Source organism: Methylobacterium sp. FW102-HT35C08, from assembly GCF_058790235.1.
In genome coordinates this window covers 5,970,648-5,993,260 of record NZ_JBYTCL010000002.1, presented here as the reverse complement: position 1 = coordinate 5,993,260, position 22,613 = coordinate 5,970,648, and the positions used below count along the sequence as shown (strand labels likewise).

24 protein-coding genes are annotated in these 22,613 nt (G+C 70.0%); 13 read left to right on the top strand and 11 right to left on the bottom strand.

Annotated elements, in window-relative coordinates; all coding sequences use genetic code 11:
- Positions 1–4 precede the first annotated feature (4 nt).
- From AC3WSN_RS28690 to AC3WSN_RS28675, 4 genes are all read left to right on the top strand, one after another.
- On the top strand, positions 5–1,984 hold the full coding sequence (locus AC3WSN_RS28690; RefSeq protein WP_492542589.1) for a glycosyltransferase: 1,980 nt from the start codon (positions 5–7) through the stop codon (positions 1,982–1,984).
- Positions 1,981–3,084 carry a glycosyltransferase gene (locus tag AC3WSN_RS28685; protein WP_492542587.1) on the top strand — a complete coding sequence of 368 codons (1,104 nt, stop codon included), beginning with the start codon at positions 1,981–1,983 and terminating at the stop codon, positions 3,082–3,084. Before AC3WSN_RS28690 ends, AC3WSN_RS28685 begins: the two co-directional genes overlap by 4 nt.
- Positions 3,085–3,366: 282 nt before the next feature.
- Positions 3,367–4,842 (top strand): GumC family protein, encoded by a 1,476-nt coding sequence (locus AC3WSN_RS28680; RefSeq protein ID WP_492542585.1) that lies wholly within the window; start codon positions 3,367–3,369, stop codon positions 4,840–4,842.
- Positions 4,835–5,698 carry a WecB/TagA/CpsF family glycosyltransferase gene (locus AC3WSN_RS28675; protein WP_492542583.1) on the top strand — a complete coding sequence of 288 codons (864 nt, stop codon included), beginning with the start codon at positions 4,835–4,837 and terminating at the stop codon, positions 5,696–5,698. Before AC3WSN_RS28680 ends, AC3WSN_RS28675 begins: the two co-directional genes overlap by 8 nt.
- A gap of 2 nt (positions 5,699–5,700) precedes the next feature.
- On the opposite strand, the gene AC3WSN_RS28670 is transcribed toward AC3WSN_RS28675, so the two are convergent.
- From AC3WSN_RS28670 to AC3WSN_RS28650, 5 genes are all read right to left on the bottom strand, one after another.
- Positions 5,701–6,276, bottom strand: a complete 576-nt coding sequence (locus AC3WSN_RS28670; RefSeq protein WP_492542581.1) for an NUDIX domain-containing protein — start codon at positions 6,274–6,276, stop codon at positions 5,701–5,703.
- Between the two features lie 38 nt (positions 6,277–6,314).
- Entirely contained in the window at positions 6,315–6,572 is a 258-nt protein-coding gene (locus AC3WSN_RS28665) for a sulfurtransferase TusA family protein (protein ID WP_492542579.1), read from the bottom strand.
- A gap of 81 nt (positions 6,573–6,653) precedes the next feature.
- Positions 6,654–6,983: a hypothetical protein gene (locus AC3WSN_RS28660; RefSeq protein ID WP_492542577.1), complete on the bottom strand. Its 330-nt coding sequence runs from the start codon at positions 6,981–6,983 to the stop codon at positions 6,654–6,656.
- A gap of 98 nt (positions 6,984–7,081) precedes the next feature.
- The gene (locus tag AC3WSN_RS28655; protein WP_492542575.1) at positions 7,082–8,449 is read right to left on the bottom strand and encodes a glutamate--cysteine ligase; all 1,368 of its coding nucleotides are present in this window, start codon (positions 8,447–8,449) and stop codon (positions 7,082–7,084) included.
- A gap of 295 nt (positions 8,450–8,744) precedes the next feature.
- On the bottom strand, positions 8,745–9,497 hold the full coding sequence (locus AC3WSN_RS28650; protein WP_492542573.1) for a 16S rRNA (uracil(1498)-N(3))-methyltransferase: 753 nt from the start codon (positions 9,495–9,497) through the stop codon (positions 8,745–8,747).
- 220 nt (positions 9,498–9,717) lie between these two features.
- On the opposite strand from AC3WSN_RS28650, the gene AC3WSN_RS28645 reads away from it, so the two are divergent.
- On the top strand, positions 9,718–10,197 hold the full coding sequence (locus AC3WSN_RS28645; protein WP_192706566.1) for a hypothetical protein: 480 nt from the start codon (positions 9,718–9,720) through the stop codon (positions 10,195–10,197).
- 84 nt (positions 10,198–10,281) lie between these two features.
- Positions 10,282–11,229, top strand: a complete 948-nt coding sequence (ubiA, locus tag AC3WSN_RS28640; protein WP_492542571.1) for a 4-hydroxybenzoate octaprenyltransferase — start codon at positions 10,282–10,284, stop codon at positions 11,227–11,229.
- 15 nt (positions 11,230–11,244) lie between these two features.
- Here the strand turns inward: ubiA and AC3WSN_RS28635 are convergent, their stop codons facing one another.
- The gene (locus tag AC3WSN_RS28635; RefSeq protein ID WP_192706564.1) at positions 11,245–11,700 is read right to left on the bottom strand and encodes a DUF6101 family protein; all 456 of its coding nucleotides are present in this window, start codon (positions 11,698–11,700) and stop codon (positions 11,245–11,247) included.
- A gap of 410 nt (positions 11,701–12,110) precedes the next feature.
- Here AC3WSN_RS28635 and AC3WSN_RS28630 point away from each other — a divergent pair, with 410 nt between their 5' ends.
- Positions 12,111–12,926, top strand: a complete 816-nt coding sequence (locus AC3WSN_RS28630) for an inositol monophosphatase family protein (RefSeq protein WP_492542569.1) — start codon at positions 12,111–12,113, stop codon at positions 12,924–12,926.
- Positions 12,927–13,175: 249 nt separating this feature from the next.
- On the opposite strand, the gene AC3WSN_RS28625 is transcribed toward AC3WSN_RS28630, so the two are convergent.
- The gene (locus AC3WSN_RS28625; RefSeq protein ID WP_192706562.1) at positions 13,176–13,412 is read right to left on the bottom strand and encodes an AsnC family transcriptional regulator; all 237 of its coding nucleotides are present in this window, start codon (positions 13,410–13,412) and stop codon (positions 13,176–13,178) included.
- Positions 13,413–13,652: 240 nt separating this feature from the next.
- Complete coding sequence (locus AC3WSN_RS28620) at positions 13,653–13,862, bottom strand: cold-shock protein (protein ID WP_010682786.1); 210 nt, start codon at positions 13,860–13,862, stop codon at positions 13,653–13,655.
- A 317-nt stretch (positions 13,863–14,179) separates the two neighbouring features.
- On the opposite strand from AC3WSN_RS28620, the gene AC3WSN_RS28615 reads away from it, so the two are divergent.
- Positions 14,180–14,569 (top strand): hypothetical protein, encoded by a 390-nt coding sequence (locus AC3WSN_RS28615; protein WP_492542566.1) that lies wholly within the window; start codon positions 14,180–14,182, stop codon positions 14,567–14,569.
- Positions 14,570–14,589: 20 nt separating this feature from the next.
- On the opposite strand, the gene AC3WSN_RS28610 is transcribed toward AC3WSN_RS28615, so the two are convergent.
- Positions 14,590–14,793, bottom strand: coding sequence for a hypothetical protein (locus AC3WSN_RS28610; RefSeq protein ID WP_192706560.1), 204 nt, complete (start codon positions 14,791–14,793; stop codon positions 14,590–14,592).
- A gap of 159 nt (positions 14,794–14,952) precedes the next feature.
- Here AC3WSN_RS28610 and AC3WSN_RS28605 point away from each other — a divergent pair, with 159 nt between their 5' ends.
- The gene (locus AC3WSN_RS28605; RefSeq protein WP_492542564.1) at positions 14,953–15,531 is read left to right on the top strand and encodes a type 1 glutamine amidotransferase domain-containing protein; all 579 of its coding nucleotides are present in this window, start codon (positions 14,953–14,955) and stop codon (positions 15,529–15,531) included.
- A 331-nt stretch (positions 15,532–15,862) separates the two neighbouring features.
- Here the strand turns inward: AC3WSN_RS28605 and AC3WSN_RS28600 are convergent, their stop codons facing one another.
- Complete coding sequence (locus AC3WSN_RS28600; protein WP_492542562.1) at positions 15,863–17,161, bottom strand: L,D-transpeptidase family protein; 1,299 nt, start codon at positions 17,159–17,161, stop codon at positions 15,863–15,865.
- Between the two features lie 229 nt (positions 17,162–17,390).
- Here AC3WSN_RS28600 and AC3WSN_RS28595 point away from each other — a divergent pair, with 229 nt between their 5' ends.
- From AC3WSN_RS28595 to rcdA, 4 genes are all read left to right on the top strand, one after another.
- Positions 17,391–17,777 carry a hypothetical protein gene (locus AC3WSN_RS28595; protein WP_492542560.1) on the top strand — a complete coding sequence of 129 codons (387 nt, stop codon included), beginning with the start codon at positions 17,391–17,393 and terminating at the stop codon, positions 17,775–17,777.
- A 41-nt stretch (positions 17,778–17,818) separates the two neighbouring features.
- On the top strand, positions 17,819–18,799 hold the full coding sequence (locus tag AC3WSN_RS28590; protein ID WP_492542558.1) for a copper chaperone PCu(A)C domain-containing protein: 981 nt from the start codon (positions 17,819–17,821) through the stop codon (positions 18,797–18,799).
- Between the two features lie 530 nt (positions 18,800–19,329).
- Entirely contained in the window at positions 19,330–21,471 is a 2,142-nt protein-coding gene (locus AC3WSN_RS28585; protein WP_492542556.1) for a TonB-dependent receptor family protein, read from the top strand.
- A 180-nt stretch (positions 21,472–21,651) separates the two neighbouring features.
- A complete protein-coding gene (gene rcdA, locus AC3WSN_RS28580) occupies positions 21,652–22,182 on the top strand; it encodes a protease adaptor protein RcdA (RefSeq protein WP_192706554.1) in 531 nt (176 codons plus the stop codon).
- A gap of 164 nt (positions 22,183–22,346) precedes the next feature.
- On the opposite strand, the gene rpmE is transcribed toward rcdA, so the two are convergent.
- Positions 22,347–22,595, bottom strand: coding sequence for a 50S ribosomal protein L31 (gene rpmE / locus AC3WSN_RS28575; protein ID WP_012322259.1), 249 nt, complete (start codon positions 22,593–22,595; stop codon positions 22,347–22,349).
- Positions 22,596–22,613: the final 18 nt, after the last annotated feature.

Genomic DNA, 22,613 nt, shown 5'->3' with positions numbered 1-22,613 from the left:
CGCTGTGACCGACACCTCAACCCTACCGCCACCCCCGCACGGCATCGCCGGCTGGCCGTTCGGGACCGCCGCCGGCGGCCTCGCGCGTCCCACGTCCTTGCCCGACGGGCGGCCGTGGCCGCGCATCCGCGTCATCACGGTCACGCGGCACGGGGTCGATCCGACCGGGTCCCTGGCGTCGGTCCTGCGCCAGGAATACCCGGATTTCCGGCACGACCTCCTGCCGCCCGACTCCGGCCGCGCCGCGGTCGAGCGGATGCTGGACGACCCGACCATCGACCACCTGCTCTGGCTCGGCGCGGGCGATCTCCTCGCCCCGGGCGCCCTCACGGCCCTAGCGCTCGAAGCCGCGCTCAGGGGCGCCGCCGCGGTCGCGGGCCTGCGCGTTCTGTACGACGACGCCGTCCGTGCTCTCGATGCGCCGGCCGCCATGGTGGAGCCGGGTGACGGCGCGTTTGCGGGCAGCGCAATCCTGTGGGCGCGGGACGCGCTGTCCACGCACGCCCTCCTCGATGCCGACGGCGCGCTGCAGGCCGCCGCGGCTTGGTCTGCGCTCGGCGAGGCTCGGCGGGCCATCATCGGACGCCCGGTGCTTCTGCACGGCCTCGCGGCGGCGCCGATCCAGGGGGACGACCTGTCGATCGTCTCGCTTACCGGCACAGGCACCCAGGGCGGCGCCGGCGTGGCGCAACGCCGGCTCGCCGACGCTCTCGCACTCGCGGGCCACCGCGTGACCGAAGTCGCCTTGAGCACCCGCCCCGAGGCCGCCGAGTGGACCGACACGTTCCCGCAGGCCGAGGCCACGATCGCGGCGGCGGCTCCCGATCTGGTGCTCGCCGGCAACCTGCACGGGGCGACCCGCAGCCTCGACGTCGTCGGACGCCTCGCCCGGCGGGGGCCGGTCGGCCTCGTCCTGCACGACCTGTTCCCGCTCACAGGCCGCTGCAGCCATCCCCGCGATTGCGGCCGCGCCCTCGCCGGCTGCGACGCCGCCTGCCCGACACTGGACGAGTACCCGCAGCTCGCCCCGGACCGGATCGCCGGCATGCATGTCCGCAAGCGCGCGGTGCTCGCCGGCCCCGCCGGCCCGTGGCTGCTCGCGAATTCCGACTGGACGCTGGCGCGCGCCCGGGAACTCGCGCCGCCGGGCGCGATCGCGGAGCGGATCCGCCTGGCCTTCCCGACCGCCGTGTTCCGGCCGGGCGATCGCGCCGCCCTTCGCCTTCGGCTCGGTCTGCCGCCCGGCGACGTGCTGATCCTGGTCTCGTCGGTGATCGTCGACGGGCCCGACAAGGGCTTCTCGGACCTGCGTGCCGCGCTTCAGGCCGTGACGCGTCCGGGCGTCGGGGTCGTGGCGATCGGACGGCTCGACGACCCGACCAAGCTCGGTGTCCCGAACCTGTTCGCGCCGGGCCTCATCGCCGACGAGGAAACCCTCGCCGCCTGGTACGGGGCCTGCGACGTCCACGTCACGGCGAGCCGCCACGAGACGCTGGGCCAGACGCCGATCGAAGCCGGTCTCTGCGGCGTGCCGACGCTCGCCTACCGCGTGTCCGGCCTGACCTCCTCGGTGATCGACGGCGTCTCAGGCCGCCTCGTCCCGGTGCGGCCCGGCGCCCTGGCGGAGGCCCTAACCGCGCTGGTCGAGGACGGCGACGCACGGGCGCGGCTCGGCGCCTTCGCGCGGATCATTCTGGAGAGCCGCCACAGCCCGGCCGCGGCCGCCCTGTCCCTGGATGCGGTGTTTCGCCGACGCGGCCTACGGGACGCCACGCTGCGCCCGACCTTCGCACCGGCGATGCTCGGCCACTTCCCGTTCGCCGCCGCGCTGCAGAAGGGTGCCGTCGGCACGGTTCCGGCGGCCTCGCCGCCGCTGGTGCGCCGGCTGCGCCGGGCCAAGCAGATGGTGCTGGGCCGCCGGATGCCGCTCTTCGTGCGCCGCTGCCTCTACCTCGCCGGCACGCTGCGACGGAGCGCGCCGTGAGGCGCGGGGACGGGGCCGGAAGACGGCGAATCTATCTCGACGAGACGCATCTGCGCGGACACGTGACCGGGATCGAGCGGATCACGCTCGACCTTTTCGCGCCCGAGACCCTGGCACCGCACGAGGTCCGCCCGGTGACCAGCGGATCGCTGCCCGGCATGATCGCCGCGCAGCAGCTCGGCCTGCCGCTGCGGGCGCTCCGGGACCGGGAGGCCCTGTTCCTGTTTCCCGGCTTCCCGCCCGGACTGCTCTGCGCCGTCGCGGCCGCGCGGTGCCTGCTCTACGTCCATGACACCTTCCTGATCACCCGAACGGCGGATCTGAGCCTGCGCAGCCGCCTCTACATGAGCCCGAGCTTCGCCCTCGCCCTGCGCTGGTGCCCGAACCTGTTCGTCAACAGCCGCACCACCGGCGAGGTCGTGCGTGCCCTCTGCGCGGACCGCGCCCGCGTCGCGCTCCTCCGCCCCGGTGTGCGCGACGCCTTCGGCCTTGGCGACCTGCCCGGACCGGCCGGCTACGTCGCCGGCCGACCCCTGCGGCTGCTCGCGATCGGCACCATCGAACCGCGCAAGGACTATCCGGCCGCCCTGGCCCTGACGGCCGCGCTGATCCGCGCCGGCGTGCCGGCCGAACTCCATCTCGTCGGCCGCGTCGGCTGGGGCCGGCACGAATTCCTCGACGGTCCGCCCCCCTTCCTGCATCGCTACGGCTACGTGTCCGATGCCGAGCTGCGCGGGCTCGCGGCCTCGTGCCATCTGTTGATCTCGACATCGAAGGCGGAGGGGCTCGGTCTGCCGCTCCTCGAGGTGCAGCACGGCGGCCTGCCGGTGGTGGCGCCGGATGAACCCGTGTTCCGCGAGGTTCTCGGCGCATCGGGGCTTCTGATCCGCCCGGATCAACCGGACTCTGCCGCCGCGGCGCTGCTCGGCTGGATCGCGGAAGGCGGTCTGACCCGGGCGATCCAGGCGAGCCGGGCCAACGTGGCACGCTGGAACGCGGCTGCGGCCGAGGATGGGCGGCGCTTCCGAAGTTTTCTGGCCGGCGATCGAACAGCCTACGACACGCCGGAGTCAATTGTCGCACCTAGAGGCGACGCATGACACGGAGTACGTAGTCCCCAACAAAATCAGGGGTTCCCACGCCCATCTGCCGTGACACTTACGTTTGTCGCTGTATCGCTTATCTGCGCGTTTCCTGCGTCAGGAACCTGCACCACGGCGAGAGTACTTGTTCGGTATGCTGGTTGCTCGACTGCCGGTGACGAGACCGCCGCAAGCGAGGATCTGTCCCGGATCGGCACGGAGCTGCACCGCGGAGAGACAGGGCGATGGAGGCGGTGACGGGCGGCGTTCTCCGCCCCGGCAGGTCAAGGAGCGAGGCGTATGTTCGACTTCTCGACACGAATGGGCGGTGATCAGCCCGTGCGCATGGTGCTGCCCCAGGTCACGCCTCGGACGGAACCGCGCGTGATCCTGCGGCGCCTGTGGCGGGGAAGCGGCTTCATCGTCCTGGGCGCGCTGTTCATGGTCGCGGTCGCGGTCGCGCTGCTCGGGCTCATCACGCCGCGCTACACATCGAGCATGCAGGTGCTCGTCGATCCGAGCGACCTGCGCGTCGTCGAGAACGACGTGAACGCCCGCCAGCCCCAGGCCGACAGCGGCGTCTCGATCGCCGAGAGCCAAGTGCGGGTCATCCAGTCCGATAACGTGCTGCGCCGGGTCATCGCCAAGCTGCACCTCGATCATGATGACGAGTTCGTGCTGCCGGACGGCAACAACCCCACCCTGAACTGGATCAAGGGCGCGCTCGGCATGCTGCCGCCGCCGGCGAGCCGGGATCCGGTCAACATCGCCCTCGACACGCTCCAGAACCGGCTCACGGTTCGGCGGGCCGAGCGGACCTTCGTGATCGACGTCGCGGTTCAGTCCCGCGACGCCGAGAAGGCCGCGCGGATCGCCAACGCCATCGGCGACGCCTACTTCGCCGAAGAGGCCGCGGCCCGGACCGACACGGCGCGGCGCGCCTCGGAGGCTCTGGCCGGCCGGCTCGCGAACCTGAAGCGGGATGTCGAGCAGGCCGAAAGCGCGGTGGTTCGCTACCGCGAGGATCACAAGCTCGTGGCCTCCAGCGGCAGGTTGCTGACCGATCAGCAGCTCGGCGACCTGAACCAGCAGCAAGTCACGGCCTCGATCAAGACCGCCGAGGCCAAGTCGCGCCTGGAGCAGGCGCGAAGGATGCGGTCCTCGGATCCCAGCACGGCGCTCCCCGAGATGCTGCAATCGCTGGAGATGCAGGCCCTGCGCCAGCAATACGCTACGCTCTCCCGCAACACCGCCGAACTCGCCACCCGTCTCGGCGAGCGGCACCCGGCGATGGCCGAGCAGTACGCCCAGCAACGCGACCTTCAGCGGCTGATCCAGCGCGAGAAGGAGCGGATCATCGAGACGACCCAGAAGGATTACGACCGCGCCGCCGCCAGCGAGGCGGCGATCCGGGCCAATCTCGACCGGGTCAAGACCGAGACGGTGTCCAGCGACCGGGCCTATGTCGGCCTGCGCGAGCTGGAGCGGACGCTCGATGCCCGCCGCGGCGTGTACGAGGCCTATCTGAAGCGGGCCCGCGAGGCGAGCGAGCAGGAGCGGCTGAACACCACCAACGTGCGGGTGATCTCGGTGGCGATCCCCGCCCGCCAGCGGACTTTCCCGCCCTCGCCCAAGATTGTCCTCCCGGTCGCCCTGGTACTCGGACTGCTTCTCGGCGGCAGCATCGCCCTGGCGCTGGGTGCAGACAGCGACCGCCGACGCAACCAGCGCGCCGCCGCCCGTCCCGCCGCGAGCTTCCGGGCCGCCGATGCGTGAAATTGGGAATGTCGGCTTCGGCCTGGACGCTGCGGACGCGCCCCGTCGCGAGGTCCGCACCGCGCGGCTTCCAGCCTCCCTGGTACCCGGCGCCGTGCAGGCGTGCGCGACCGTGGAGCTGTTCGGCCTGCGCTTCAACACCGGGACCGCCGCAGCGATCGTCGCCGCGGTGGCGGCCCGACAGGACGATGCGCCGCGCATGATCGTGACGGCCAACATCGACCACATCGTCCAGCTCAACGAGAATGCCGGTTTCCGCGGCGCCTATGCCCGTGCCGTCGCCAGGACCCTCGACGGCATGCCGCTCGTCTGGCTGGCGCGGGCGGTGTCTCGTCAGCCCGTGCAGCGGGTCACCGGCCACGACCTCCTGGCCTGCGTCCTCGCCGACCCGCACACCTTCGCCCAGCGCGTCTTCTTCGTGTCCTCGCGCCAGGATGCGGCGGATGTCCTGACCGCCCGCCTACGGGCGGAGGGTCTGCCGGCCAGCGCGGTGGCGAGCGTCGTGCCGCCCTTCGGGTTCGAGAACGACCGCGACTACAGCCGCGCCCTGGCGGAGCGGATCCGGGCGCACGGCACCACGCTGCTGGTCCTTGGCGTCGGGGCTCCGAAATCGGAGATCTGGATCGACCGGTATGCCTCGGCGCTGGGCAACCCCATGGTGCTCTGCGTCGGCGACGCGCTCAACGTCGCGGCCGGATGCCTGAAGCGGGCGCCCAGCGTCATGCAGCGCCTCGGCCTCGAGTGGATCTTCCGGTTCCTCCAGGCGCCGCGCAGGCTGTTCCGCCGGTATTTCATCAAATCCTGGCGCTTCGTCGGGATCGCGGCCCGGGCGTGCCTCCCGCACCGGATCGGGTAATCTCAGCCCGCTTCGGCGAACAGGTCCGGTCGTCGCAATTGCAGCGCGAACAGCAGCACCAGCGACTTCATGTCGGTGAGGGCGCCGCGCCGGCCCATTGCGGCCAGTTCCGGGAGCGGGATCTCGTGCACGGCGACGGCCTCGCTCTCCGAAGCCAAGCCGCCGCCGGCGCCGGTCCGGTCGGCCTCGCGATAGGCCGCCAGGAACAGGTCCATCCGTTCGGTTGAAATGCCCGGCATCGACCAGGCGCTGGAGACGAAATCGAGCTGCCCCAGGCGTAAGCCCGTCTCTTCCATGGCCTCGCGCCGCGCCTCGTCCTCCGGCAAGCCCTCGTCGAGGAGGCCGGCTGGCACCTCGAGGTGGCTCGACGGGCCGCTGGCGTAGAGCACCGGAGCCCGGAACTGCGAGACCAGCGTCGCGACGCGCCGGTCGGGATCGTAGGGCAGCACCGCCACGGCCCGGCCGTGATCCTCGATCTCGCGCGTGATGCGGGTCCCGTCCTCCTGCATCACCTCCGCCACGAGATAGCGCGCCCAACCGTCGTGCACGAGGCGCACGCCCCCGATCCGTGGTGCCATGCCGTTCCCAACCTCATTCCGAGATCCTGACGGATCGTTCAGGAATGCGGCGGCTTCACGGAGGCAGTCATGCGAAAATGCACGGTCTCGCCGAGGCGCTCGGCCGAATCGAGCCGCGCGCCCTCCTCACGCACGAGGTTGGGGATATCGATCATCGCCAGAGGATCGGTGCAGGTCACCGCGAGGGTCTGGCCGGGCTTCAGCGCCCGGAGAGCCTTGCGGGTGCGCAGCACCGGCAGCGGACATTTCAGCCCGCTGAGATCGACCTCGATGCAGTCCGGATCGTCGTTCCGCAAACGGCTGGCTCCCGGAACGGCGCAGAGGCCCGCTCCGGGTCGGTCATAGGGACCCGTGACCGCCGATGCCAGCGGGTGGCCTCACCATTCGTAGTAGCCGAAGGCCGGGCCGTAATAACCGGCCGGTGCGGACCAGACATAGCGCGGGCCGTAATACCCGGTGTCGAACCCGTGGCTCGGCACCGGCGCGTAGGCGACGCCGTAGCCGAATGGGGCCGGGTAGCCGTATTCGCCGTAGTAGCTGTATTGCGGCCGGCCGCGTGCCGTCACCGTACCGGCGATTCGGCCTTCGGGACCATGGTGCCAGCGACCGGCCCCGTTGTACGGGGCCGGGTCGGCGGCCCGGCACGGGCCGACCGCGATCGTCACAGCAGCCATCGCGGCCAGAAAGATGGTTGTCACACGGATCATGGAACGCCCCCCGGCGAGGCCGAAGCGGGCCTCAGAACGTTCCAATAGCACGTCCGTTCAGGGATTCGCGCCTGGGCCCCTGCATGCTCGGAGCGCGATCAGAACACGCATTCCGAGAAGGCGGCGCGGACGCAGGAGCCCCAGCGTCCCTCGTAATCGGCCAGCAGATCGTCGGCCCGGGTCCGGCCCGCCGCCACTATGGCTTCGAGCGGCTGGAGGTAGATCGTCTCGTCACGCCCTTCGGCGTCGCGGCGGCCCCGCGCGCGCAGACCCGCCCGGGCGATGGCCAGGGCCTCGGCCGCGACCGCACCGAGCGTCGTGTTGGCCACCGGAGTTGCGAGACCGAGCCGCGGCGCCGTGGCTCGCGCGGCCTCGCGGTTCGCGGGGCTCCACCCCTTCACGAGGTCAAGGGCGGCGCCGAGGGCTGATTCGTCGTAGAGCAGTCCGACCCAGAAGGCCGCCTGCGCGGCGATCATGCCGGGATCGCCGACATCGGCGCCGCGCATCTCGAGAAAGCGCTTCAGGCGGACTTCCGGGAAGGCGGTCGAGGCGTGGTTGGCCCAGTCCGAGACCGTCGCGTACTCGCCCGGAAGCTGCGCGAGCTTGCCGGCCATTAGGTCGCGGAACGAGGCACCCGAAACGTCGTGGTAGGTGTCGCCGCGCTTGACGAAGTACATCGGCATGTCGAGCAGCCAGTCGACATAGGCCTCGTAGCCGAACCCCGCCTCGAAGGCGAAGGGCAGCATCCCGGTGCGGTCCGCATCCGTGTCGCGCCAGATCTCCGACCGGCGCGACAGGAAGCCGTTGGGCCGTCCGTCGGTGAAAGGGGAGTTGGCGAAGAGTGCGGTGGCCACCGGCTGCAGCGCCAGCGAGGCGCGCATCTTGCGCACCATGTCGGCCTCGGAGGCGAAGTCGAGGTTCACCTGCACGGTGGCGGTGCGCAGCATCATGTCGAGGCCGAGCGACCCGACCTTCGGCATATAGCCGGCCATGATCCGGTAGCGGCTCTTGGGCATGACCGGGGTCTCGTCCCGGCGCCATTTGGGGCTCATGCCGAGAGTGAGGAACCCGATGCCCAACGGATCCGCGGCCCGCTTCGCGGCCGCCAGATGGGTGGCGAGTTCCGCGGCCGTGGCATGCACGTCGGGGAGCGCCGCGCCGGACAGCTCGAACTGACCGCCGGGCTCGATCGAGATCGCGCCGCCCTCCTCCGCCGACAGGCCGATGATGTTGCCGAGATCGAGGATCGGCTCCCAGCCAGTCTCGCGGCCGAGACCTTCCAGCAGCGCACGAATCCCGCGCTCGCCGTCGTAGGGCACGGGCGCCCGTGTCTCCCGGTAGAACGGGATCTTCTCGTGCTCGGTGCCGATCGCGAAGCGCTCGCGCGGCTTCTCGCCGGCGGCGAACCACTCGATCAGTTCGGCGCGCGCGGTGAGCGGCGTGGTGTCGTTGCTGTCGCGCGCCATGCGCTGCCTGCCCGTGCGTCTGACCTGTGCCTGGGAGAGGGCGCGCCGAACTGCTTCGGCGGGTCCGCCCGGTGCAAACCCAATCTCGCGAATGGGGTTCGGGCTGACACCCGCCCCCGACCCCGATGAGCCCGCGGCGCAGGCGGCGTCCGGTGAGGGACATAGTCGAGCCGCCGGGAACCCACAACGCGGCGGCGCCGACCGGTGCCCCGCTTCACGTCTGATCCGGCGCGACAATCGCCCGCCGAATCATCCTTATGTGCGCCGGCACACATGGATCCGACAGGCGGACATTTCAGCGCGCATCTCCGAGAACCGCCTGGACCAGGGTCAGCACCGCGACAGCGGCGGTGTCGGCCCGGAGGATCCGCGGCCCGAGCGACAGCGCAACGGTGTTGGGCCGGGCCCGAATCAGCGCCTGCTCGTCCTCGGAGAAGCCGCCCTCCGGGCCGACCAGGACGGCGAGCGGCGGCGGCGCCTGCGGATCGCCCGCCCCGCGCAGGGCCGCCACCGGATCGCCGACCGGGGCGTCCTCGTCGCAGAACACGAGGAGACGGTCCGGCGCGAGGCCGGCCAGCACCGCGGGTAAGCGTTGGGGTTCCGGACAGTCCGGGATCGCCAGGATGCCGCATTGCTCCGCGGCCTCCACCGCGTTGGCGCGCAGCCGGTCCATGTTGACCCGCTCGCCCTGCGTGAAGCGGGTGATCACCGGCTGGATCGTGCCGGCTCCCATCTCCACCGCCTTCTGCGCGAGGTAGTCCAAGCGCGCGCTCTTCAGAGGTGCGAACAGGTAGTGCAGGTCCGCGGGCCGAGGCTGCGGGCGCGTGCGCGCCGCGACGTGCAGGTCGGCGCCCTTGCGGCCGGTCTGGATCAGGTGCGCACGCCACTCGCCGTCGCGACCGTTGAAGACCAGAACGGGATCGTCCGGCCCACGGCGCAGGACGTTGAGCAGGTAATTCGCCTGCGCCCGGTCGAGCGGCAGAATCACGCCCGCGGCGAGATCGGACGCGACGTAGAGGCGCGGAGCGGTGAAGTCGTAGGCCGGCATCGGCGCGTGGTTGCCCGCCCCGCTGGGCGTGTCAACGCGGACAGGTCCCCGCACTCTGTTGCCAAAAGGTTACGAGAGCGGCTTTTCCGCGCCTCGTCCACCAGTGCATCGCACAGCCGGTTTGCCGCTTGATTGACGCCACAATCCTATGGCGAACCCAGGGAAACGGATGAGAGCCGGCCGCATGCGGATTCGGCAGGGGCGTCGAGGGAGTCTTGGAATGGCGAAGGGGAGCTTGAGTCTGGGGGCCGCGGTGCTGGTCGGCACCGTTCTGTTCGGTACCGCAGCCTCCGCGCAGAGCGCGACACCGGAATGCGGCGCCATTCAGAAGACCCTCGCCGATCGCAAGGCGCTGGTCGGCCGCGCCAACGCGGCCTCGCAGTCCAAGAAGAAGATGACGCCGCAGGAAGCCTGCGCGCTGTTCGGCAAGCTCCAGGCCAACGGCGCTGAGGGCCTGAAGTGGATCACCGCCAACAAGGAATGGTGCTCGATCCCGGATTCCTTCGCCGAAGGCTTCAAGGCCGACCACCTGAAGGTCAGCGGTATCCGCACCAAGATCTGCAGCGTCGCCGCCCAGGCGACAAAGATGGAGGCGCAGGCCCGCGCCCAGGCCCAGGCTCAGGCCAATGGCAATGGCGGCGGCCTGCTCGGCGGTCCGGGCTTGACCGGCAGCTTCAAGCTGCCGCAGGGCGCCCTGTAAGATCGTCTGAGAGGATCACGGATCCGGCGCGGATCCCCTCTGCAGCGGAGGGGGCCTCTAGTGCGGCGACCGGAGATCCGAGCGATGAGCAGGACGGCGATTGACGACGGGCGGCCGGCGGACGCCGTGAGCGGGCACTGGGTCGACCGGTTCGCGCCACGTCCCTGGCGGCCCTATCTGCGCCTGGCGCGCATCGACCGGCCGATCGGGTGGTGGCTGCTGCTCCTGCCCTGCTGGTGGTCGGCCGCGCTGGCGGCGATCGCCGCGGAACAGCCCTTCCCGGACCCCTGGCACTGCCTGCTGTTCCTGATCGGGGCGGTGGCGATGCGTGGGGCGGGCTCCACCTACAACGACATCGCCGATCGCGACCTCGACGCTCAGGTCGAGCGCACGCGCCTGCGCCCCCTCCCCTCGGGGCAGGTGCGGCCGCGCCACGCGGCCGTGTTCCTGGTGGTCCAGGCGCTGATCGGGCTCGCGGTGCTGGTGCAGTTCAACGAGGAGGCGATCCTCATCGGGCTGTGCTCCCTCGTGCCGGTGGCGATCTACCCGTTCATGAAGCGCATCATGCCGCTGCCGCAGGCAATTCTGGGCCTGGCCTTCGCGTGGGGCGCGCTGATGGGCTGGGCGGCGGTGTTCGCCCGCCTCGATCCGCCGGCGCTGCTGCTCTACGCGGGCGCGCTGTGCTGGGTCATCGGCTACGACACGATCTACGCGGTTCAGGACATCGAGGACGACGAGATCGCCGGGATCCGGTCCTCGGCCCGGCTGTTCGGCCGGCGTGTCAAAGGCGCCGTCGGGCTGTGCTACGCCCTGGCGGCAATCCTGATCCTGCTGGCGGCCAGAGGCGCGAGCGCGGGTATCGTGGGTTACCTTGGCGTTGCGGCCTTCGCGGGGCATCTCGCCTGGCAGGTCGTGTCGCTGCGGGAGCGCGACGGGCGCGGAGCGCTCACCCTGTTCCGGTCGAACCGGGATGCGGGCCTGATCCTGTTCGTCGGCCTCGCTGCCGACGCGTTGCTGCGTGGTCTCTTCTGAGGCCTGCGGAGACCGTCAGGTGCGGGCGATGATCTCGTTCTCGCCGCGGAAGATCTGCGGCCGGGCCGGCAACCGGCCGGTCTTGCGGCGGGCCAGGAAGCGCGGGCGGCGGGCGCCGAGCCCGGCATGGCGGCGGCGGATGCGTACCTGACCGAGGATCAGACGGCCGATCTGCTGGGACACCGGCACGAGGACGCCGTCCTCCCGCACGATCATCCGCACCAGCCCGGCCCGGCCCGCAATGTCGCGCCAAACGGCGACGACGTCGTCCTCGTCGAAGCTGCCGAGGCGATGAAGCGCGTGGCCGTCCGCGTCGACGAGGATCAGCGTGAACCGGTCGGTCCCGGTGATCTCGGCATCCTCGGCCGCGTAGGCGAGTGCGATGCCGGCGGCCCGGCGGGCGCCGGACGTCCGGCCGATCACCGGGAGCGGCGAAGCCGTGAAACAGAGCGCGATGTCCGCATCAAGCATCGGCTGTCCTGTGCGACGTTCATCCGCGATCGGCGAAGTGTTCATCGGTCCGAGTCCCTGGATCAAGTGGCGACCCCTGTCGGGCCGTCCGTTATGCCAAGCAAAATCGCACCCGAACTCCTCCGCACCGCTTAAGAGCCGTCGTTAAGCGAATCTGGACAGCGCTGTCATTTGCGGAATGCTCAATGCTTCCTTGAATGCTCAACACTTCCTTGCGCTGTTCGATCATTATCGATCGATCAACCAACATCCTTGTGGCGCTGCGGGAGGCGCCGTACAACGGAGCGGCCGGATGCGCGGCCCTCCCGCGCCCGGTTCTCTCAGCCCAGCCGGGCCCCGACATCCGCTCAGCCGGATGGACGGCGCAACGAGGCCCCCTGCGGGGCCAGACCGATTCCATGCGGAGCGCGATGTCCGAGCCTCTCACCGACGACGCCGTCTCCGCCCTCATGCCGGACCTGCGCGCGGTCATGCGCGAGGCTGCCGAGATCGCGCGGCCGTTCTTCAGGCTCGGCGGCCAGACCTCCGCGCGGATCTGGTCGAAAGCGGGCGGCTCGCCGGTGACCGAGGCCGACGTCGCGGTGGACGCCTTCCTGAAGGTCCGGCTGAGCAGCCTCGTCCCGCAGGCGGCTTGGCTCTCGGAGGAGACGGCCGACGATCCGGCGCGCATCGGCCACGACCTCGTCTGGATCGTGGATCCGATCGACGGGACCCGCGCCTTCCTGTCAGGCCATCCCGACTGGGCGATCGCGGTCGCCCTGCTCTCCAGGGGCCAGCCGCTGATCGGCTTCGTCCACGCGCCGGCCGGCAGTGCGGATTACGAAGCGGTGCGCGGGCGGGGCGCCACCCGGAACGGCGAACCGATCCAAGTCGATGGCCGGCAGAGCCTGCCCGGCGCACGCATCACCGGGCCGAAGCCGATGCTCGACCGCCTCACGCGCGGCGCCGGCCCGGATCCGGATTTCTCGGTGGTCGCGCGGATCCCGTCGCTCGCCCTGCGGCTCGCGCGCGTGGCCGACGGGACCGTCGATGTCGGGATGATCTCCGGCCATGCCCGCGACTGGGATCTCGCGGCCGCCGACCTCGTTCTGCGCGAGGCCGGCGGAATCGTGTGCGACTTCAACGGTGACGCCACACCCTATAACCGCCCGGATCCGGTTCACGGCGAGCTGCTCGCCGCTCCGGTGGTGCTGCGCGATCCCGTCCTGGCGGCCTGGGGCCGCTGACGCGCGGGACGCCTCTTAAGTCGGCTAAGGCCCAATCACGCCGGGTGACGACCGCGATCCTATCTCGTCATTCGGGATAGGCGGAATCCCGGCGCCGCGCAGCGGAGCCCGGGATCAAGGCACGCCGAGGCGCCACGGTTTCAGCAACCGCGGCGCTTATGGCTTCCGGGCTCGCCTGCGGCGCCCCGGAATGATGGCGTGATGAGCGGGAAGCGATCGGTCGCGAGACTCGCCGCGACGTCTTGACCGTCAGGCTGCCGCGGACTCGCGGAGCATGACCGCGCCAGGCGCGAGGCCGAGGCGCTCGGCGAGATGCCAGTGCAGTTCCCGAGGGGAATGGTAGTTGTAGGACCGGTCGATCAGGTGGCTGATATCGGCCCCGGTCTGGTCCGTGGTCTTGGCCCGCGCCAGCTTGCCCACCCGGAAGGTCGGCGCATCGGTGACGGGGGAATGGACGCCGCGGCGCCGTGTGTATTCGAACATCATGAATCTGGTCTTTTCTTTTCTGGACCGGACGTTTTACGCCGCCCGGCGTCGTTTCTGGGATGTTGCCTCCGACGCGACCGGATACCGAACGGTCTCGTCCGGCATGGAAGCGTCGGAAGGGGGAACCGCATCGCGCGGCCGGTTCAGGATCCCTCACAAGCGCAAATCCGCGGGACGGTCTCCCTCCGCACGCAGGGCGCAGCGGGAGGCCTGTGAGGGTCTTTCAGACCTGCGGGACGGTCAGGCCGCCTGCAGGTTGCCGGCGGCGTCCTTGCCGCTGCGCTTGTCGGTGAGGATCTCGTAAGTGATCCGCTGGCCTTCGATCAGGTTGCGCATCCCGGCGCGCTCGACGGCCGAGATGTGAACGAACACGTCCTTGCCGCCATCATCGGGCTGGATGAAACCGTAGCCCTTGGTCTCATTGAACCACTTCACAGTGCCGGTATTCACGTAGTGTACCTCGTTCGTCCATAGGCCACCCGCGCGACAAATGAGCCGCGTGATGCGCCAAGGTCTTTCTGGGGTTTGGCCAGTGTGGCGGGGCGCGAGATGCCGGACCCTTAAAGCGTCGGTCTCGGTGGGTAAGCCCCCCGAGGACGTATTTAGGGATCGGCTGCGGCCGCAACAAGGCAATTCGGACGCAACATCTGCGTCGCAGGCCGGATCGCGAGCGCCCCCGAGGCGCGCCGCCCCCTGTGATTCTCGGCATTCACGATGCATATACGGAATGCGCTCAAGCAGTTAAGGCACGTGGCTCTGGACGGTACATGGCAGGCATCTCGGTCTCGCTGGACGGTGCGAACATCCAGCTCTCTTTCCAGAAGGATGATCAGGCGACGGCGGTGGTGATGGATGCCCGCGCCGCGCGCGCCCTGGTGCGCGCCGTCGGCCAGCTTCTCACGGCGATCGACGATACCGAGGAGCCGGATGTCGGAGATGAGATGGGCGACGAGGAGGTCGCTATGCTTGAAGTGACCTCCTCGGCCATCGAGATCGGCACCGACGACGAGGGTCAGGCGGTGGTCGCCCTGCAGGCCGGAGCGCTGCCGCCCTTCCAGCTTCGTCTGACGGACGAAGAGGCTCGCCACGTCGTGACGAGCCTCTCAGAGATCCTCAACGCCCCCCGCGACGTTCGCACCTCGCACGGCGGCCACTGACTCTTACCGCTGTTCGCGGGTCACATCCGCGTCCCAGGATCGGTCGGCGTCCCCGGGAAGATGTCGGGTTCGGAACCCGGGCCGCCGGGCTCGCCGATGCCGGGATCGTTGACCGGATAGGGCGTGCGCGGACCGGTCGGGCCAATATCCGGCTCCTCGTCGGGCGTGGGCGGCACAGGCGGCAGATCGCCGGGCGTGGGTTCGGGCAGGCCGGGATTGGCCATGGCGCGACTCCTGATGCGTGAGGGGATGGTCACTAACGGACCGCGCTCCCGGCGGTTCCTTGGCCCGCCCGCTCCAGCCTCAACCGCCGTTTGACCGCGGGAACGGGGTGATCGGCCTTCCGTTGGTCGGGCACATTCCCGCAACGAAGGACACCCGCCATGCCCGACATCAAGCAGGCCAAGATCCTGATCCTGGCGACCGACGGCTTCGAGGAAGCCGAGCTGACGGTTCCGCAATCCAAGCTGTCTCAGGCCGATGCGAAGGTCACCGTCGCGGCCCCGCAATCCCGCCAGAGCAAGGGCACGATCCGCGGTTGGGACAAGACCGACTGGGGTAAGGAGGTCGCGGTCGACACCGACCTGGAGCAGGTCGATCCGTCCGCCTACGACGCGCTGGTCCTGCCCGGCGGCCAGATCAACCCCGACAAGCTGCGGCTCGAGCCGAAGGCGCTGGAGGTGATCAAGAGCTTCCTGACATCCGGCAAGGTCGTCGCCGCAATCTGTCACGCGCCGTGGCTGCTCATCGAGGTCGGCGCGGCCAAGGGCCGCGACCTGACCTCGTTCAGCTCGATCCGCACGGACGTGATCAACGCCGGCGGCCGCTGGCACGACAAGGAAGTCGTGACCGACCACGGCATTGTGACGAGCCGCAACCCGGGCGACCTCGACGCCTTCTGCGCGAAGATCATCGAGGAGATCCAGGAAGGCAGCCACGGCACGCGACAGCTCGCGGCCTGAGGTCACGCGCGCGTGCGACGAGCTGCGCCCGCGCTCGCCCGCGACCTTGAGGACGGCGCAGCTCCGGATCGGCCAGCCGTACTCGTCCGTGCCCTCGACCGTGACGCGATGGGCGACCGGCGGGAGATCGTCCGGGCGCCGCGCCGTACAGATATGGGTTGAGGGTATCCTGGCCCAGCTCTTCTTCGTCTCCGGGTAGCGCTCGAACGGCTCGGCGACGAACGGGTAAAGACGGCGGTCCCCGAAACGCGCGCGGCCCGCATCCTGCTGGAGGATGCGGGCCGCGGCCTATCGGTATCGGGCTCGAAGAACTCCGCGGCGCGCGGGACGCCTACTCCTCGTCGCCGGGCTCGAACGACTGCGGCATCGGCTCGGCGCTGGCAACCGGGGTCGGGGCGCCGATGGTCGAAGGCACATTCACGCCGTCGCGCTTGTAGATGTCGTCGCGGAACTGCACGAGGCCGTCCGGGGTCGACCAGGCGGTGATGTAGGTCCAGTAGACCGGCACCGGCTGGGCGATGTTGGCATCGACGCGCTTGCCGCTCTCGATCGCCTCCTCGACCTTCTGGCGATCCCAGCCGGGCGTGTCCTTCAACAGCCACGTGATGTACTCGCGCACGTTCTGCACGCGAACGCAGCCCGACGAGATGAAGCGGAAATCGTCGCCGAACACGCCCTTGGTGTTCGTGTCGTGCATGAACACGCCGTACGGGTTCGGGATGTTGATGCGGACGATGCCCATCGAGTTGAAATCGGCGCCCGAATCCTGCCGGTAGGTGTAGCGGGTGCCCTCGTCGGAGAACCAGTTGACCGACTTCGGCGAGATCTCCTGACCGTTCGACAGGATGCGGATCCGGTTGTCCGTGAGGTAGTTCGGATCCTTCTGCATCTTCGGGATCAGGTCCTTCTTCACGATGGAAGCCGGGACCGTCCAGGTCGGGTTGAAATTGATTTGGGTCGCCTTGGTGTTCATGATCGGCGACTGCCGGTCGATCTTGCCGACGCCCGCGGCGTGCAGCGTCACGACCTGACCGTTCTCGACGGTCTCGACCAGGGCCGCCGGGATGTTGGTGATCACGAAGCGCCGGCCCAGGTCGCCCGAGTAGGAGCGCAGGCGCACGACGTTGGTCTCGAGCTGGCGCAGCCGGACCTCGGCCGGGACGTTCATGGCCTGCTGCGTGGCGAGGCTCATCGTGCCGGTCTGGCTGAGGCCGTGGCGGGCCTGGAAGCGCTTCACGCCGGCGGCGACGTAGGAATCGTACACGCCCGAGCCGCCGGCCGCCGGATCGAGGTCACCGGTGACGATCAGGCGCTGGCGGACGGCCGCCACGGCCGGGCCGCGCGAGCCGATCCGCAGGTGGTCGGCGCCGGAAACCTGCTTCCAGCCGCCACGGCCGACGATGTCCTTATAGCGCTCGACCATCTGCTCGGTGGCCGAGACCGTCTGGGGCGAGAGAATCGGAACCGTCTCGCGCTGCACCTGCATGGCGGCGGGTGAGGCGTAGTCCTGCGCCCATTCGGCCTGGGCGTAGTTGCCCTGGTCGCGGGCTTCGGCGGCGCCAACGCCCAGCACGCCGAGAGCGGCGACGCTCAGGAGGGTGGTGAACCGGTTTTGTGCCTTCATGCGCATCGGTCGCTGGCTCTGGTCCGGAGTACGTCAGAATGTGGCGGGAGCGGATTGTCTCGGACGCCACGGTGTCGGTCTGACGTTAAGAACCCTTATCGAAGGGGCCGGAATGTGGCATCGCGGTGCGCTAGCGCACGCAGCATCCCGGTGCGGCACGCTGGCAACAGCCAAGGCCATACCGGTGTGGCATTGATGCCATAGCCGTCCGGACCGGACGACTCGCGGGAGCAGCATGAGAGCCGGCCCGTCCCCCACGGATCGACGTGACCGACCTCCGGCCGCTTTTCTGCGGGCGGCGATCGCCGTGCTGGCGCTCTACGCCTTCGTGCTCCAGGCCTTCCTCGGCGGTTTGATGCCGGTCCCGGCCGCGGCCGACGGACTGTGCGCCCAGCATGCCGCGAGCGACGCGGCGCCGGGCAAGGCCCTGCCGCACGGCCACGGCGATTGCTGCACGGCCGCGCAGGCTTCCGCCACGGCGCTTCCGGCGCGGGCGGTTTCGGCCGTCATCGTGTGGACGACTGCTGCGGCCGCGCGCCCAATCTGGGCGACGACCGACGGGCCGCGCGCCCGCGCCCCGCCCGGCGGCATTGCGTCACCGCGAGGTCCCCCCGCCGCCTGAGCGATACCCCCCCTCGGATCTCTCAGGACGGATGCATTCCCATGAAGACCTTTGTCTCGGCCACCCTCGGGCTCGGCCTGCTCGCCTCCGCGGCGCAGGCCCACGCGGTGCTGGAGCGCAAGCAGGCGAGCCCCGGCGCGTCGTATCGCGGCGTCGTTCAGATCATGCACGGCTGCAGCGGCAAGCCGACCACCCGGGTGAGCGTGACCATCCCGGAGGGGCTGATCGGCGCCAAGCCGATGCCGAAGCCCGGCTGGACGCTGGCAACCGCGCGCGGCGCCTACGCGAAGACCTACACGACCCATCACGGCACCGCCTCGGAGGGGGTGACGGCGATCACCTGGAGCGGCGGCTCCCTGCCGGACGACGAAGTCGACGAGTTCACCTTCCTGGCGCAGGTGGCCGACACGTTCGAGCCGGGCGCGACGGTCTACGTCCCCGTGCAGCAGGATTGTTCGGAGGGCGGCTATTCCTGGACCGAGGTGCCGAAGCCCGGTCAGGACGCCCATGACCTGAAGGCCGCCGCTCCCGCGTTCCGCATTGTTCAGGTCGCACAGATGGGCGGGGCGATGGCGGCTCCCGCGGCGGGTCCCGCCGCATCGGCGCCCGTGAAGGCCGGCGACCTGACCATCGAGACGCCCTGGCTCCGGGCGACGCCGAACGGCGCCAAGGTGGCGGGCGGCTATGTCCGGATCACCAATACCGGGAGCACGCCCGATACGCTCACCGGTGCCGCCGTGCCCTTCGCCAAGTCGGGGGACATCCACTCGATGTCGATGGAGGGCGGCGTCATGAAGATGGCCCCGGTCTCCGGCGGCCTGACGATCAAGCCCGGCGAGACCGTCGAGCTGAAGCCCGGCGGCTACCATCTCATGTTCGAGGGGCTCACCGGGGCGCCGAAGGCCGGCGAGAGCGTGTCGGGCACGCTGACCTTCCAGCGCGCCGGCTCCGTGCCGGTGACCTTCTCGGTTGCGCCGATCGGTGCGGCGTCGCCGGGCGGGCAGCACCAGCACCAGCACTAGCGTCTCTGGACGCCCCGCCGAGCGGCCGACCATGACGGCTCCGGTTCTTGCCAGAAGCGGGCCCGCGGGCCCGACGCCCCTCGCCGCGCGGGAGTGGGCGCCCGTCGTGCTGCCGCGACTGCGATCCGGACGCGGACCGGGCCGCCTGCTCCTGGCGGTCCTGGTTCTCTACGCCCTGGTGCTCCAGATCGTGCTCGGCGGCATGGCGATGGCCGCCGCGCTCGGGCCCGACCACGTCCTGTGCCTCGCCGATGGCGGCGCGCACGGGTCGGCGCCGGACAAGACGCACCTGCCGGCCCACGGCCATCTGACCTGCTGCACATTCTGCCACGCCGCCGGTCCTGCCGCCCTCCCCGCACCCGAACCGGACGCGGTCACTCGGCGTCCGATCCGCGTCGCGGCGCCGGGAGCGCGGGCGCATTGCCTAACCATGCCGCGGGCGCCGCCCCGTCCCGGTCTCGGAGCCCGCGCCCCCCCGCCGTCTGATCGATCGCCCGCCTCTCCCGATCGCCAGACACGGATTTCCACCCATGCCCCGCCTAACCCGGGTCGGCCGCCGCGCCGCACTCACCCTCCTCGCCTGCGCGGTGCCGCTCGCCGCGCGTAGTCAGACCGCGCCGGCGGCGGTCGCCCTCCCCGAACTCAGCGTGGTCGGCAGCGCCACGCCGACCGGCCCGCTGCCGGGGGAAGCGCGCGGCTCGCTCTCGGTGCCGAGCGTCGATACGCAGCGTGCGACACTCTACGGGACCGTCGGCTCGGTGGCCTTCGTGGACGCCGCCACGATCCAGGATCGCTACGCCAACACCATCCGCGACGTCCTCAAGGACGTGCCCGGGGTCTACGTGCAGGAGCGCTACGGGCAGGAGCTGCGCCTGTCGGTGCGCGGCTCCGGCGTCGCCCGGAACTTTCACCTGCGCGGCATCGAGCTGCTGCAGGACGGCATCCCGTTCAACCTCGCGGATGGCAGCGGCGACTTCTACCAGATCGATCCGCTCGCCCTGCGTTCGGTCGAGGTCTACAAGGGCGGCAACGCCCTCACCTTCGGGGCGACCACGCTCGGCGGCGCGATCAACTTCGGCACGCCGACCGCCTACACGGCACTGGCGCCCAACATCCTGCGTCTCGACGGCGGCAGCTTCGGCACGATCCGCGAGCAGGCGCAGATGTCCCGCATCGACGGGCCGCTCGACGTGCTGGTCAACGCGACGCTCACGAATTCCGACGGCTTCCGCGCCCACGAGGCGCAGGCGACCCGGAACTTCAACGCCAATATCGGCTACCGGATCGCGCCCGATATCGAGACCCGCTTCTATCTCGGCACCTACATCACCGACCAGAAGCTGCCGGGCAGCCTGACCCTCGGCCAGAGCCTGACCACCCCGACGCTCGCCAACCCCGCCGCGATCACCGGCAACCAGTCGCGCAAGGTCGAGACGGAGCGGATCGCCAACCGCACCTCGTTCCTGCTCGATGTCGGGAAGCTCGACGTGGACACCTGGGCGATCCACAAGAGCCTGTATCATCCGATCTTCCAGGCCATCGACCAGGACGGCTGGACCTACGGGATCAGCCCGCATTGGGCCGGCACGTTCGATCTCGGCGGCTACCGCGACGACGTCGTCCTGGGCCTGCGCGCCTATGCGGGCCAGAACTCGGCGCTCCAGTTCGTCAACATCCGCGGCCAGCGCGGCGCCCAGACGCTGAATTCTCTTCAGAGCGCGTCGAGCTACGAGGCCTATGGCGAGAACCGGTTCTGGTTCCTGCCGGACGTGGCGCTGATGACGGGCGCCAAGGCGTTCTCGTCGAACCGGACCTTCAGCGACAAGGGCGGCGTGCCCGGGAACGTGACGCCGCGCTTCGCCGACCTGACCTATTCCGGCATCAACCCGAAGATCGGCCTGCTCTGGCAGCCCCTGCCCGACCTGCAGGTCTTCGGCGACGTGACCCGGTCCCGCGACGTGCCGGACTTTTCCGACCTCGTGCAGCAGAACCTGCTGAACACAACCTTCGTCCCGCTTCAGGCCCAGCGGGCCTGGACCTACGAGGTCGGGGCCCGCGGCCGGATCGACCGCCTCGCCTTCGACGTGACCCTCTACCGGTCGGACCTGCGCAACGAGCTGATCAACTTCTCGACCAATCCCGGCCTCAACATCCCGGCCGCCACCTTCAACACGCCGCGCTCGATCCACCAGGGCGTCGAGGCAGCCGTCACGCTCGATGTCGCCCGGGACCTCGCCGCGGCCGGCGACGGCTTGAGCCTGACGCAGGTCTGGACCCACAACGACTTCCGCTTCGTCCGCGATCCGGTCTTCGGCAACAACCGCATCGCGGGCATTCCGCCGGATGTCCTGCGCACCGTCCTCAGCTACCGGCACCCGAGCGGCTTCCACATCGCTCCGGCCCTCGACTGGGTACCGCAGGGCGCCTTTGCCGATCACGCCAACACCCTCCGGGTGCCGGGCTACGCGCTCCTCGGGATCGAGGCCGGGATCGACTTCGCCAACGGCGTCTCGCTGTTCGTGGATGCCCGCAATCTCACGGATGCGCGCTACGTGTCGGACATCGCGGTGGTCGCCAACGCCGCCGCGACGGCCGGCGGTGCGGGCGCATTGGCGGCGTTCTATCCTGGCAATGGTCGCAGCGTATTCGGCGGCGTCCGCGCCTCGTTCTGAGCGCTGGCATCCGCCGCCGACGATTATATGTGCAGACGGAAGCGGCCCATTAAGGTTAAAAAACGATGAACCCTGATGTCGCCGCCGATCGGCGCTAAGATTGCCCCGTCGTCGGAAAGCCACGGACGGAGCGTCCCAAATCCGGACGGACAGGCCGTCGGACGGCACAGGAGAGGCAGAATGAACGGCTTCGATGTCACGTTCCGGGACGATCAGGACTGGGTCGATTTCGGTAAGTCCTACGTCAATTCCGAAGCCTTCAAGACGCTGTTTCGCGAGGGGATGACGCTCGTCGAGGAGACCGCCGCCTATCTCGACGGCGAGGGCCGCGACGAGTCGCGTCTCGTCTCCCGCGACGCGACGCTGAGCTACGCGGCCGAGAGCATGCGCCTGACGACGCTGCTGATGCAGATCGCCTCCTGGCTGCTGGTGCAGCGCGCGGTCGCCGAGGGCGAGATGACCCCGGCCGAGGCGCTCCTGGAGAAGCACCGGGTCAAGCTCGGCAGTACCGAGCCGCCGAAGCCGCAGGATTTCACCCTGCTGCCGGTGCGGCTCCAGCAGTTGATCCTGCGGGCGCGGCGGCTGCACACCCGCATTCTGCACCTCGACGTGCTGATCACCGAGGACCGGCCGACCCCGGCTCCGGTCGAGAGCCCGGTCGCGCAGCAGCAGGGACTCCTGCGGATGGCGTTCCGCATGGCCGAGGGCTGACCGCGTCCGGGCATGATCGGATGCAACACCCGTCCTCAGCGGGCATCTGCTGAGGACGGCCGCCACACCGACCGGGCGCGCAACGCAAAACGGGCGGCCTCACGCGGAGACCGCCCGTCCTGTCGCCGCCGCGCCGAAGGCGCAGCGCCCAATCCGTCTGGATCTCAGCGCTTGCCGAGGTTGCCGAAGCGCGAGTTGAAGCGCGAGACACGGCCGCCGCGGTCGAGCATCTTCTGCTCGCCGCCGGTCCAGGCCGGGTGGGTGAGCGGATCGATGTCGAGATTGAGGGTGTCGCCCTCCTTCCCGTAGGTCGAACGGGTCTGGTACTCGGTACCATCCGTCATAACGACCTTGATGAAGTGGTAGTCGGGGTGCTCGGTCCCCTTGGCCTTCGCGGCCGCGTCCTTCGCCATGACCTGTCGTCCCTGATC

What these genes read in the sequence shown, in the direction of transcription:
- AC3WSN_RS28680 (WP_492542585.1), top strand. Translation starts at nt 3,367, where the DNA reads ATGTTCGACTTCTCGACACGAATGGGCGGTGATCAGCCCGTGCGCATG.
- AC3WSN_RS28675 (WP_492542583.1), top strand. Translation starts at nt 4,835, where the DNA reads ATGCGTGAAATTGGGAATGTCGGCTTCGGCCTGGACGCTGCGGACGCG.
- AC3WSN_RS28670 (WP_492542581.1), bottom strand. Translation starts at nt 6,276, where the DNA reads ATGGCACCACGGATCGGGGGCGTGCGCCTCGTGCACGACGGTTGGGCG.
- AC3WSN_RS28660 (WP_492542577.1), bottom strand. Translation starts at nt 6,983, where the DNA reads ATGATCCGTGTGACAACCATCTTTCTGGCCGCGATGGCTGCTGTGACG.
- AC3WSN_RS28655 (WP_492542575.1), bottom strand. Translation starts at nt 8,449, where the DNA reads ATGGCGCGCGACAGCAACGACACCACGCCGCTCACCGCGCGCGCCGAA.
- AC3WSN_RS28650 (WP_492542573.1), bottom strand. Translation starts at nt 9,497, where the DNA reads ATGCCGGCCTACGACTTCACCGCTCCGCGCCTCTACGTCGCGTCCGAT.
- AC3WSN_RS28645 (WP_192706566.1), top strand. Translation starts at nt 9,718, where the DNA reads ATGGCGAAGGGGAGCTTGAGTCTGGGGGCCGCGGTGCTGGTCGGCACC.
- ubiA (WP_492542571.1), top strand. Translation starts at nt 10,282, where the DNA reads ATGAGCAGGACGGCGATTGACGACGGGCGGCCGGCGGACGCCGTGAGC.
- AC3WSN_RS28635 (WP_192706564.1), bottom strand. Translation starts at nt 11,700, where the DNA reads ATGCTTGATGCGGACATCGCGCTCTGTTTCACGGCTTCGCCGCTCCCG.
- AC3WSN_RS28630 (WP_492542569.1), top strand. Translation starts at nt 12,111, where the DNA reads ATGTCCGAGCCTCTCACCGACGACGCCGTCTCCGCCCTCATGCCGGAC.
- AC3WSN_RS28625 (WP_192706562.1), bottom strand. Translation starts at nt 13,412, where the DNA reads ATGATGTTCGAATACACACGGCGCCGCGGCGTCCATTCCCCCGTCACC.
- AC3WSN_RS28615 (WP_492542566.1), top strand. Translation starts at nt 14,180, where the DNA reads ATGGCAGGCATCTCGGTCTCGCTGGACGGTGCGAACATCCAGCTCTCT.
- AC3WSN_RS28610 (WP_192706560.1), bottom strand. Translation starts at nt 14,793, where the DNA reads ATGGCCAATCCCGGCCTGCCCGAACCCACGCCCGGCGATCTGCCGCCT.
- AC3WSN_RS28605 (WP_492542564.1), top strand. Translation starts at nt 14,953, where the DNA reads ATGCCCGACATCAAGCAGGCCAAGATCCTGATCCTGGCGACCGACGGC.
- AC3WSN_RS28600 (WP_492542562.1), bottom strand. Translation starts at nt 17,161, where the DNA reads ATGCGCATGAAGGCACAAAACCGGTTCACCACCCTCCTGAGCGTCGCC.
- AC3WSN_RS28595 (WP_492542560.1), top strand. Translation starts at nt 17,391, where the DNA reads ATGAGAGCCGGCCCGTCCCCCACGGATCGACGTGACCGACCTCCGGCC.
- AC3WSN_RS28590 (WP_492542558.1), top strand. Translation starts at nt 17,819, where the DNA reads ATGAAGACCTTTGTCTCGGCCACCCTCGGGCTCGGCCTGCTCGCCTCC.
- AC3WSN_RS28585 (WP_492542556.1), top strand. Translation starts at nt 19,330, where the DNA reads ATGCCCCGCCTAACCCGGGTCGGCCGCCGCGCCGCACTCACCCTCCTC.
- rcdA (WP_192706554.1), top strand. Translation starts at nt 21,652, where the DNA reads ATGAACGGCTTCGATGTCACGTTCCGGGACGATCAGGACTGGGTCGAT.
- rpmE (WP_012322259.1), bottom strand. Translation starts at nt 22,595, where the DNA reads ATGGCGAAGGACGCGGCCGCGAAGGCCAAGGGGACCGAGCACCCCGAC.